Genomic DNA, 11,473 nt, shown 5'->3' on the forward strand with positions numbered 1-11,473 from the left:
CTTGGCGGCGGCGGTCTTGCTCATTTCCGGCGGGCGTTAGGGGTGAGTTTGCGGGTCAGTTCTTTTACCAGGGCGTCCAGGTTTTCCTGCGCTTCCTTCTGGTCGGTCAGGGGCTTCAGGGTCGAGAGGTTGCGGTCAAAGGCCACGTAGTTGCGCACCACGGTGGTAAGCACCTGCATGTCCAGGGCTTCGGCCGCGCCTTTGATCTTCTCGTATACGAACTTGTTTTCCGTCTTCTGGGTAAACTTGTTCATCAGCAGAAAGATGTCCATGCCCAGACCGAAGCGCTCCTGCTTGATGCGCCGCAGGTCGGAGATGAACTTGATGAACTCGAGCGTAGAGTTGAAGTCCAGCTTGTTGGCCACAATGGGAATCACCACCACGTCGGCCACCAGGTACAGGTTCAGCAGATTGGCCTGGCCTATCGAGCCGGGCATGTCCAGGAAGATGTAGTCGTACTGGCCGTTGTAGTCTTTCAGCAGCTCCACGGCCTCTTCGGGGCTGGCGCCTACTACAGGAAAGAGGCCCTCGGGTGCTTCGTCGCCGGCCTCCATGAGGTCCATGCGGCGCTGCTTCACCAGGCTCTGCTGGTAGTCGCAGTCAAACACTGCCACTTTGCTTTTGCCGCTGAAGTGCATCAGCGTGGCGGTGAACACCGTCAGGGTGCTCTTGCCGATGCCGCCTTTCTGGTTGGCGAAGGTGATAACGCGCGTATTCATGCAGGTGTGCAGCTATGCAGATGGCAAGGTTCGTAGTTGACAATCAGTACAGGTGTGCATGTGTGCAGCTTTACGGCTTAACAGTTACATAGCTATGCTTGTGCAAGCGTTGGAAGTCAGACAGCTGTTTGCATGTATAGATACATAGCTGTGGGTCTGACAAGTTTTGTAGCTGTGCATTTGGCTGGATACGTGCTTGTATGCTTGTGTAGACAGACAGTCAGGCGGTTGTGCAACTGCCTGTGTGCTTACGCGGCTGCCTATATAGTTACGTGCGTGGCTGATTGTTTAAATAGCGATTTGCTCAGGCAAGTATACAAAGAGATAAACAGTTGCGCAAGCGTGTAAGCAAAAAAATGTGTGCGTGCGCAGATGGTCAGTCAGCAGCCTGCCCAATTGTTCAGTTATGCACGTGCATAGCTTTATATGTGCGTACGCAATTCTCCGCTTGTGCACGCATAAGCGCTTGTACATATAAGCATGCATCCTGGTGCATGGTTATGGCTTTACGCGTGTGCAGATGTGAATGTATGAGCGTGCGTAAGCGCTGAGTATGCACACTTGAATAGCAGCATGCTTTCGCATATTCATACGCTTATGCATATGCAGTTGTGTGGCTTTGAATATGTGCACGTGTGAAGCTGCAACGCCGCTGGTGGGGTAGGCCGCCCTTTTCTCCTTCAGCGCCTTTTTCCTACCGCTCGCCACCCCTTTCTGCACAAATCGGCCTACAAGTAACGACTGTTCCAGCCCTTTCCGTAACTTCATATCACTTTTACTCCTCCCGGACGATGAAACGCATTGCCTTGGCCTGTGAAACCTGCGAGTCGCGCGAGCACTCGCTGTTCTCCTGCTGTCGTCAGGTGGAGCTTGAGACGCTCACCGACAACAAGGCCACTTCCCAGTTCAAGAAGGGACAGGTGATTTACTTCGAGGGCAACAAGCCCCTCGGCCTGTTCTGCGTCAACCAGGGGGCAATCAAGCTCTACAAAACCGGGCCAGACGGCAAGGAGCAGATCCTCCGCATCGCACAGGCTGGCGACTTCCTCGGCTATCACGCGCTCATTGCGCAGGAGGCCTACCACGCTACCGCCGAAGCCCTCGAAGACTCAGTCGCCTGTTTCATCCCCAAAGAGGTGTTCATCGAAATGCTCGATCGCCAGCCCGAGCTCTCCCGCATGATGCTCCGCACCCTGGCACACGACCTGGCCATCGCCGACGAGCAGCTGCTCAACATGGCCCAGAAGTCGGTGCGCGAGCGCATGGCCGAAACCCTCCTGCTGCTCTTCGATACCCTCTCCAAGCGCCCCCACAGCAAGCAGACCGCCGACAGCAACGTCATCCCCGTGCAGTTGCCCCGCGAAGACATCGCCAACCTCGCAGGCACCAGCACCGAAACCGCCATCCGCTTCCTCAGCGAGTTCAAGGAAGACGGTCTCATCGACCTCCAGGGCAAGCAGATCCGCATTCTCAAGCCCGAGGCCCTGCGCAAGGTGGCCCGCGCCAACGCATAGCAATACTACCTTATATATAGGTTAACATCGGGTAGGGGAGTAGCCCCCCTCCGTTCCCGCCGCCAGCAGGCCCCTCCTACGAGGGGCCTGCTGCTGTTTAAATTCTGTATGAACTAGCCAATCCTGGCTTTCGATTTTTACGATTCGTTAACAGTATGACGGCTTTTCGATACATATTTTAAGATTTTGGCTGTTCAAAAGCGCCTTTTTTCAATAGTCAACAACCTGAGTGTTAAATTTTGCCGTGTTTTAACCTAATAAATCATAATATTTCCTAATATTGATGTTATCAAAATCCCTTTTCACATGAAGCAGTCTTTGATTCTCTGTTTGATGCTTCTGGCCGCCGGTAACCTTGTGCATGCACAGGGCGACGTGCGTTCCAGGGGTACGCAGGGTGACGCACAAGCTGCGCCTGCTGCCCGGACAGTCACCGGGAAAGTCACCGACAAGGATGGTAATGCACTCGTAGGTGCTACTGTTTCCGTTGTGTCGCGTGTCACAGGCCAGGTTGTTGGCGGCACCTACACCGACCAGGATGGTAACTTCTCCGTCTCAGTCACCGATCCGGGCAACCGCGTCGTTCGCATTTCCTATGTGAACTTCGCCACCCGCGATATCCCCGCTACCAGCGACGCTTCGGCGTTCTCTGTAACCCTGCAGGAATCCGCCGTGAACCTCCAGGAAGTAGTCGTAGTTGGTTACGGTACCGTAGCCAAGCGTGACCTCTCCAGCTCTGTTGCCCGCGTGGAAGGTGCTTCCATCGCCAACGTACTGGTAGGCTCGCCTGACCAGGCCCTCCAGGGTCGTGCCTCTGGTGTGCAGGTACAGCAGAACTCCGGTTTCCTTGGCTCCACTCCTACCATTCGTGTACGTGGTGTCAACTCCGTTACCCAGGGCACTTACCCGCTCATCGTAATCGATGGTATGCAGGTACCCGCCGGTAACAACTCCGGTGTTGCACTCTCCAACATCCTATCTTCCCTCAACGCCGACGACATCGAGTCAGTAGAAGTACTGAAGGACGGTGCTGCCACCGCTATCTACGGTTCGCAGGCTGCCAACGGTGTTATCGTGTACACCACCAAGCGTGGTAAGGCTGGCAAGGTGCAGGTTAACTACAACGCCCAGTTCGGCTGGTCGTCGGTTTTCCGCAAGTTCGAAGTGCTGAATGCCCGCGACTTCATGACCCTCATCAACGAGGAGCGTGCAAACAGCGGTCTGGGTGCTGCTGCATTCCCCCTGCCCATCGATCCAGGTAACCCCAGCGGTCCTATCTACGACACCGACTGGCAGTCGTACATCTTCCGCACGGGCTTCCAGCAGGCGCACACCCTCTCCATCTCGGGTGGCAACGACAAGACCCAGTACTACCTGTCGCTGGGCGCCCAGCTGCAGCAGGGCCATATCCAGGCCAACGACCAGAACCGCTACAACCTGCGTCTGAACATCGACCACAAGGTGAACAAGTTCGCCAAGGTCGGTACGTCGCTGATGTACGCCAACTGGGAGACCACTGGTCTGACCTCTGGTGCAAACAGCCTGAGCGGCAACACCTATGCTGCCCTCAGCCAAATCCCGAACGTACCTGCCTTCTTCGCTGACGGCCGTTACAACATCACCCCCAACGGTGGTTCGCTCGGCACTGGTAATAACCTCCTGGGTCATGCTACCAACGCCTCGCACATTGTATACGTACTCCGTAACAATACCTTCCTGGCCCGCAACAACCGTGCTCAGGGCAACATGTACCTGGAAATCGAGCCCCTTCAGGAGCTTGGCCTCACCATCCGCTCGCAGTTCAACTTCGACCTGGTGAACACCGAGGACTTCCAGTACCTGAACCCCTTCCACGGTGACGGTCGTGGCTCGCAGGGTATCGTATTCCAACAGTACGTTCCCTTCTACCGCTGGATCTGGCAGAACTATGCCAACCTGAACCGCACCATCGCTGAAGACCACAACATCAGCCTGACGGTGGGTATGGAATATCAGCGCGAACAAGGCCGTTCGTTCTTCGCCCAGGGTGCACAGCTGGCTGACCCCTTCTTCAACCAGAACCTTGTTTCCGGTACCTTCATTACGCCTACCGCTGGTGGTGGCTCTACGCCCGATGGCCGTGATGGCTACTTCGGCCGTGTCAACTACAACTACAAGCAGCGCTACTACTTCGGTGCTTCCGTACGCTACGACCGTCTGGCCTACCTGGCCCCGGATGTTCGTGGTGGCTGGTTCCCCGGCTTCTCGGCTGCATGGCGCGTGTCGGAAGAATCTTTCTGGCAGAACAGCACCATCCTCAGCAAGGTATCGAGCCTGAAGCTGCGTGGTAGCTGGGCTACGGTAGGTAACACTGCCTTCGGCAGCTCATTCCCTTACCTGTCTGTGTACAGCCCGGCTCAGTACGGCTCGCAGCCTGGTATCGGTCTCGGTCAGATTGGTAACCCCGGTCTGCTGTGGGAGAAGTCTACCAAGATTGACTTCGGTGTGGAAATGGGTCTCTTCGATGACCGTCTGTCCATCGAATTCGATTTCTATCGTAACAACCTCGACGACCTGATCTTCGCCGTTCCCTATCCTCCGAGCTTCGGTATCCCCGGCAACGCCATCACCCAGAACATTGGCAAGGCTTACACCCAGGGTATCGAACTCCAGATCCGTTCGGTGAACATCAGCAAGCCCACCAGCCGTTTTGAGTGGACCACCGACTTCAACATCTCTACCCAGAATGCTGTTGTAACCGCACTGCCCTTCGGTCGTGACATCATCGGTGCCAACACCATCCTCCGCGAAGGTGTAGCTCAGAACACCCTCTGGGGCTACCAGTGGTACGGTGTGAACCCTGCCAACGGTTTCCCCGTATTCCAGAAGGGCGATGGCCGTCTGGTTCAGGGCAGCCCCTTCACTGGCCAGTGGTCGCTTTTCAACCCCGAGAACCCCGCTCTGTTCACCAGCAACCCTGCACTCGCTCTTTCGGCTACTGCCGACAAGCGTGAGCTCGGCACCACGCTGCCCAAGTTCTTCGGTGGTATCCGCAACAACGTGACCTGGCGCGACTTCGACTTCGAAGTGTTCTTCACCTTCGCCGGTGGTCACAAAATCTGGAACGGTACACGTGCCAACAACCTGACCAACCAGTTCACCAACCGCCTGACGGAACAGCTCGACCGCTGGACTCCTACCAACACGAGCGGTCAGGTACCGATACTGGCTTCTGGTTCGCAGGACTTCGTGAACCGCCCCGCTGAAACCAACAGCCGTTTTGTTGAATCTGGCGACTTCCTCCGTCTGCAACTGCTCTCGCTGGGTTATACCCTCAAGCAGCCCTTCCTCGAGAAGGCTGGTGTAACAGGCATCCGTTTCTATGTTCAGGGCCAGAACCTCCTGGTAATTACTCCTTACCGCGGTATCGATCCTGACCTGGGTGCTGGTATTGACTACAACGTGAACCCCCTTGCCCGGACCTTCCTGGTAGGTGCTAGCGTTACTTTCTAATCCAACTTTTGCAGGTAAATCATCATGAAACGCACAGTTTCTCTTTACAATACACTGACCCGCACGCTCAAGGGTCTCGCCCTTACTGCGGGCCTTGGCGTGGCGGTTGCCAGCTGCAACGTGGTGGATCTCGAACCCGTGAACACCATTGGTGAGCCCAGCGCCTTCGCCACGGCTGCCCGTGTCGATGCTGCTGCTGCCGGCCTCTACGATGCCGCCCAGACTGGCCTTTACGACGGTGGTCCCCGTGGCTATCCCTTCGGCTCGGCTTACTCCCTGCTGAATGATGCCCGCGGCGAGGACATGATCAACACCCAGCAGTTCTTCCTCATCGTAGGCGAGAACACCCAGACCGCTGCCAGCCCCAACTGTCTGTGGTACTGGAACAACTGCTACCGTGTAATCAACCGTTGCAACGTCTTCATCAAGGGCCTGGCTACTGCCACCTCGATTGACGCCGCCACCAAGGAAGCTTACGAAGGCGAGGCCCGCTTCCTGCGTGCACTCAGCCACTCGGAGCTGGCGATCCAGTTCTGCCGTCCCTACGGCGATACCCCCGGTGCTACGCACCCTGGTGTACCCTACCGTACGGTGGCTATTGACAACCTTGCCGCTACCGATGCTGCCTATGCAGTGGGCCGTGGCACTGTTGCCGAGCTGTATACCAACATGATTGCGGACCTTGACTACGCCATCGACAAACTGCCGGTAGCAGGTTCCGCCCTGCGCGCAGGTTCCAAGGCTGTAACGCGTGCTACCAAGCAGGCGGCTATCGCCCTGAAAATCCGTCTGCAGATGCACATGCGTGATTGGGCTGGCGCACTTGCTACGGCCAACATCACCGGTGCTCGCCTGGTAGCTCCTGGTACTTCCCCCGCTACCCTGGCGCAGGCCCCCGACTTCACTACGCGTGTTGCTCCGTCTATCGTTACTGTTTTCTCTACCGATACGGACATTGAGAACATGTTCTCCATCGAGAACAACGCTCAGGACAACTCGGGTGTAAACGGTTCGGTATCTGCCTTCTACAGCACTAACGAAGCGCCGCTCAACGGTCGTGGCATTCTGGCTATCTCGCCTGAGTTCTACAACGATGCCCGTTGGCTCGGCTGCGACGTTCGCCGCACCCAACTGACCCACATCGCGGGTCACCCCGGTGCCGGTGGTCGTGCTGCACTGATCCGCAAGTACTCCAACGCAGTAGATCGCTCTGACTTCGTGCCCATCATCCGCTTCACCGAGGTACTCCTCAACATTGCGGAAGCCGAAATCCGGAACTCGGATCCCACCTACGCTGGTGCTCCCGATGCCCGTGCGCTCGCGCTGCTGAACACCGTTCGTAACCGCAACATTGCCGATGCCAGCCAGCACTTCACTGCGGCCAGCTTCGCCACCAACAAAGAACTCCTCGCGGCAATCCTCTTCGAGCGCCGTATCGAGTTCATCGGTGAAGGCAAGCGTTGGGGCGACATCCACCGCCTGGCGTTGGATGCCGAAGCGGATCTTGCTGGTGGTGGTGACAACGACCGTTCTACCTACAACGTATCGTCTACTTTCGGTCCTTCCGGTATTCCTGAAAAGTGGCGTCCATCACAGATGGTGGCTAACCCAGTTACTGTTGCCAGCGTTACCTACAACAACGGCTACTTTGCTGCGTCCAGCAGTGCTACCTGCGCGGTTGATCTTTCTCAGACCGCTCCGAAGCCCCCTGTGACCAACCCCACCTCTCGTGCACCGTACCTCACCCCCCAGCCGTACAACGACTTCCGTTTCCTCTGGGGTATCCCACCCACCGAGCTGACCGCCAACCCAACGCTGGCCAACGCTCAGAACCCTGGGTACTGAGAACACGGATCACAGAGCAGTTTCGGCTGACTCTGCCTGAAACCACAGCCGCCGGATTTTCCGGCGGCTTTTTTTATGCCCGCACCTCTCCTTGGGGAACACCAGCCGCCTCGCCCCGTGTTGTCGCTTCTGACAACCACCCACTCCCGTACCAACCGCATGACCACTTATTTCCTCTACCTCATGGCTGGGGCCTACATCCTGCTGGGGATCAATCACTTTGTGATGCCCAAGCTGTACCATCGGATGATTCCGCCCTATTTGCCCAATCCCCGCCTGTTGAATCTGCTGGCTGGCGCCGCCGAGGTAGTGCTGGGTGCGGGTCTGCTCTTCGACGCTACACGCTCGGTGGCAGCACTGGGCATTGTGCTCATGCTGGTGGCGTTCATGCCCGTCCACATCTACATGCTGCAAGACCGCAATGTCATTCCCTTTGCGCCCGGCTGGGCCCTGTGGCTCCGCCTTTTCTTCCAGCTGGCACTCATCTACGCGGCGTATATCTACATATAAAAGACCCGCTGGCTGATGAAAATCAGCTTTCCGCATGTGCGCCTCTCATAGGGTAGGGGGCGCAGGCGCAATACGTTTGTAGTGTACCTCAGTGCCCAAACGCCATGCGCAAGCTCCTGCTCTATTCGGCAGCCCCCGTGTTGCCTCAGCTGCTCAGGCAGGTGGCTGCCCAATGGGCCATGCTGGAACCCGGTCTGAGTGTAGACCTGCTGCTGCCCCAGCAGAACGATAAACCCCTGGTTTACAACCGACTGGAAGAGACCAGTCAGCGACTGCCCGGACAGAGCGTGCTTACCCGCTTTGCCCCCAGCCGTCTGCCACGCCTGCTGGAGCAGCAGACCACCTTCTGCGACCTCCTCGTTGCCACCCGCACCGATGTTCTGACCGAACTGCTGCCCCTGCTGCTTGAGCGTGCCGCTGCCGTCAGGGCCCCACTTTACATCCCCAGCGACGACATCCCCCCTGCATTGGCGCAGCGCGTGGTGTTGCTGGCCGATGCTGCCTCGCTCAGGGCCCTTCTGCGCTTCCGCACCGTCCTCATCCGGGAAGCCGAGGTGGTGGTGCTGGGCATGGGTGAGCACGAAGGCGCCGCCGAAAAGGCCCTCATGAGCTACGTGAAGGCTTATGTGCCTGCGCCAGCCTATTACAGTGCTCCCTGCACGGCCCAGGAAATCCGCCGCATGCTCATCAGTCCCGGCCTGCTGGCGGGCACCCTTGACCCAGACCTGCCCGGCGGCGAAGCCCTGCTCGAGCTTCTCAGTTCACAGGCCCAGCCCGCCGGACTTTCGTATCTTCTTCTTCCCAAACACGCACGCGGGGTATGAACAACTCCTCCTCCTTCACGCCCGCCGCACCGACAGCCACCCTGCCAACCGACGCTCACGACGACACCCCTGCCGCCCCTGCGCCCACTGGCTGTTACCACTGCGGTCAACCCCTTCCGGCTCCGGCCCTCATACGTCACGCCGATGGCCATGCCTTCTGCTGCGACGGCTGCCAGACCGTCTACACCCTGCTCGCCGACAACGGCCTCTGTGCCTACTACACCCAGGATGAAACCCCCGGCACCCCTCAGCCCGATGAAGTGCCCGCCGATGCCGCCTTCGCCTGGCTCGACGACGAGGCCCTTACCGCCAGTCTGCTCCTCTACCGCGACGCCAGCCGCGCCCGCATCGCTCTGCACATCCCCGGCATGCACTGCCGTTCGTGCATCTGGCTGCTCGAGCATCTCCACCGCCTCAACCCCCACATTCTCCGCTCGGAGGTGGACTTTGGCCGCAAACGCCTGACGCTCGACTACGCTCCCCAGTACCTGCGTCTCTCCACGCTGGTGGCGCTGCTGCATCGCATCGGGTACGCGCCGCTGCTCAACCTCGAGGCCTTGCAGGGCGGGGCAGGCAAGCGCACCCTCGATCCTGCCGCCCGCACCCTCTGGCTGCGCCTCGGCGTGGCGGGCTTTGGTCTGGGCAACCTCATGCTCCTGGCCTTCCCCGACTACCTTGCCCCCGGCGAGGTAGACCGCGGCCTGCATAGCCTCTTCGCCTGGCTCTCGCTCGTGATGGGCACGGGCGTGTACGTATACGCCGGGTGGGACTACCTCGCCAACGCCGTCCGCGGCCTGCGCTTCCGCTACTTCACCATTGACCAGCCGCTGGCCCTGGGCATGACGTCCATGTTCGTCCGCTCGGTCTATGAGGTGGTTACGGGCACGGGCGTCGGCTACTTCGACTCCCTGGCCGGCCTCATCTTCTTCCTGCTGCTGGGCAAGGTATTGCAGCGCAGCACCTGGGAGGCCCTCGCCTTCGACCGCGACTACCGCGCCTACTTCCCACTCTCTGCCGCCCGGCTCACCACCGACGCCACCGGCCACGACCACGAGCAGCGGGTGCCTGTCACGCAGATCGAGAAAGGCCAGCGCATCGTCGTCCGCACCGGCGAGCTCATCCCTGCCGACGCCTTTCTGGTGGAAGGGCAGGCCCTTGTGGACAACACCTTCCTCACCGGCGAAAGCGCCCCCGTGGCCTATCAGCCCGGTGATCTCCTTTATGCCGGAGGCCGCCAGACCGCCGGTCGCATCGTGCTGCTGGTAGAGCGCGCCGTCAACAACAGCCGCCTCACCAGCCTCTGGAACCACCCCAGCTTCGACAAGGCCCACACTGCCCGGCCCCTGCAAACCCGCATCGACCGCATTTCGGCGGTCTTCACCGTGGTGGTGGTGGTCATTGCCGTGCTCAGCGCCGCTTTCTGGGTGTGGCAGGGCGACACCGCCCGCGCCGCCGATGCCTTCACGGCCATGCTCATCATCGCCTGCCCCTGCGCTTTGGCTTTTGCCGCGCCCTTCACCTTCGGCCACCTGCAACGCCTGCTGGGCCGCGAGGGCCTCTATGCCCGCAATCCCGATGCCGTGGAGCGCCTCGGCGACGTAGACACCCTCGTCTTCGACAAAACCGGCACCCTCACCGACAACTCACCCGCTGCGCCTGACGCCGCCCGCCCGCAGCCGGTGGCGCTGACTGCCGGTGGCGAAACCGCCCTGCCCGCGCTGGTGTCCATCGCCAGCCAGAGCGCCCACCCCCTGAGTCAGCAGCTGGCCCAGTACTGGCCCCAGCACCGCCTGCCCGTCAGCCACCTCACCGAACAGCCCGGCAAGGGGCTGGAAGCCACCGTCCTCACCCCCGAAGGTCCCGTTACCTACCGCCTGGGCAGCGCCGTCTGGTGCGGCCTCGCGGAAGAACAGGGTGGGGCAGGGGCTGTGGTGGGTGCCCGCCACACGCCCGAAGGCTGGCTGCCGCTGCTCCGCTTCGAGACGCCCCAGCACTGGCGCACGGCCCTGGCCGACTGGCTGCCGGGTCTGCGCCCTCAGTATCAGCTGCACCTGGTGTCGGGCGACAGCCCGACCGACGTGCCCCGACTGGTACAGTGGATGGGCAGCGAAACCCACCTGCGGTTCCGCGCCCAGCCCGAGGACAAACGCCAGTACCTCGAAGCCCTGCAACAGCGCGGCCACCGCGTAGCCATGATCGGCGACGGCCTCAACGACGCCGGGGCCCTGCAACAGGCCGACTGTGGCATTGCCGTCACTGCGCAGGCCGGGCTGTTCACGCCCGCCTCCGACGCCATCCTCGACGCCCGGGCGCTGCCGCGCCTGCCGCGTCTGCTGCAACTGGCCCGCAGCGGCAAAGCCATTCTGTGGACGTGCTTTGCCGTCTCATTGCTCTACAACCTCACCGGCACGGTCTTCGCTGTCCAGGGAGACCTGCAGCCGGTGGTGGCTGCCTGCCTGATGCCCTTCAGCAGCATCGGCAGCATCCTGCTGGCCCGCGCCCTCACCAGCGCCGCTGGGAAGAGGGTGCTGGGGTAGGGGGGCTATAGAGATGCCTATATTTGTTAGAG

Annotated in this window: 7 protein-coding genes; 6 read left to right on the forward strand and 1 reads right to left on the reverse strand. The window is 59.9% G+C overall.

Features of this window, described 5'->3' with window-relative positions:
• Positions 1-20: 20 nt before the first annotated feature.
• The gene (locus AC2D8O_RS13225) at positions 21-719 is read right to left on the reverse strand and encodes a ParA family protein (protein WP_484679317.1); all 699 of its coding nucleotides are present in this window, start codon (positions 717-719) and stop codon (positions 21-23) included.
• Positions 720-1,510: 791 nt separating this feature from the next.
• On the opposite strand from AC2D8O_RS13225, the gene AC2D8O_RS13230 reads away from it, so the two are divergent.
• From AC2D8O_RS13230 to AC2D8O_RS13255, 6 genes are all read left to right on the forward strand, one after another.
• Entirely contained in the window at positions 1,511-2,233 is a 723-nt protein-coding gene (locus tag AC2D8O_RS13230; protein WP_484679318.1) for a Crp/Fnr family transcriptional regulator, read from the forward strand.
• A gap of 306 nt (positions 2,234-2,539) precedes the next feature.
• Entirely contained in the window at positions 2,540-5,725 is a 3,186-nt protein-coding gene (locus tag AC2D8O_RS13235; RefSeq protein WP_484679319.1) for a SusC/RagA family TonB-linked outer membrane protein, read from the forward strand.
• Between the two features lie 24 nt (positions 5,726-5,749).
• Complete coding sequence (locus tag AC2D8O_RS13240) at positions 5,750-7,570, forward strand: RagB/SusD family nutrient uptake outer membrane protein (protein ID WP_484679320.1); 1,821 nt, start codon at positions 5,750-5,752, stop codon at positions 7,568-7,570.
• 75 nt (positions 7,571-7,645) lie between these two features.
• Positions 7,646-8,080 carry a DoxX family protein gene (locus AC2D8O_RS13245; RefSeq protein WP_484679321.1) on the forward strand — a complete coding sequence of 145 codons (435 nt, stop codon included), beginning with the start codon at positions 7,646-7,648 and terminating at the stop codon, positions 8,078-8,080.
• Positions 8,081-8,184: 104 nt separating this feature from the next.
• Complete coding sequence (locus tag AC2D8O_RS13250; RefSeq protein WP_484679322.1) at positions 8,185-8,904, forward strand: hypothetical protein; 720 nt, start codon at positions 8,185-8,187, stop codon at positions 8,902-8,904.
• The gene (locus tag AC2D8O_RS13255) at positions 8,901-11,441 is read left to right on the forward strand and encodes a heavy metal translocating P-type ATPase (protein WP_484679323.1); all 2,541 of its coding nucleotides are present in this window, start codon (positions 8,901-8,903) and stop codon (positions 11,439-11,441) included. Before AC2D8O_RS13250 ends, AC2D8O_RS13255 begins: the two co-directional genes overlap by 4 nt.
• Positions 11,442-11,473: the final 32 nt, after the last annotated feature.

The sequence above is a fragment of the Pontibacter sp. T17 genome (genome assembly GCF_057219875.1).

Bases quoted from the DNA above. Each gene is read 5' to 3' on its own strand.
- AC2D8O_RS13225 (WP_484679317.1), bottom strand. From the start codon at position 719: ATGAATACGCGCGTTATCACCTTCGCCAACCAGAAAGGCGGCATCGGC.
- AC2D8O_RS13230 (WP_484679318.1), top strand. From the start codon at position 1,511: ATGAAACGCATTGCCTTGGCCTGTGAAACCTGCGAGTCGCGCGAGCAC.
- AC2D8O_RS13235 (WP_484679319.1), top strand. From the start codon at position 2,540: ATGAAGCAGTCTTTGATTCTCTGTTTGATGCTTCTGGCCGCCGGTAAC.
- AC2D8O_RS13240 (WP_484679320.1), top strand. From the start codon at position 5,750: ATGAAACGCACAGTTTCTCTTTACAATACACTGACCCGCACGCTCAAG.
- AC2D8O_RS13245 (WP_484679321.1), top strand. From the start codon at position 7,646: ATGCCCGCACCTCTCCTTGGGGAACACCAGCCGCCTCGCCCCGTGTTG.
- AC2D8O_RS13250 (WP_484679322.1), top strand. From the start codon at position 8,185: ATGCGCAAGCTCCTGCTCTATTCGGCAGCCCCCGTGTTGCCTCAGCTG.
- AC2D8O_RS13255 (WP_484679323.1), top strand. From the start codon at position 8,901: ATGAACAACTCCTCCTCCTTCACGCCCGCCGCACCGACAGCCACCCTG.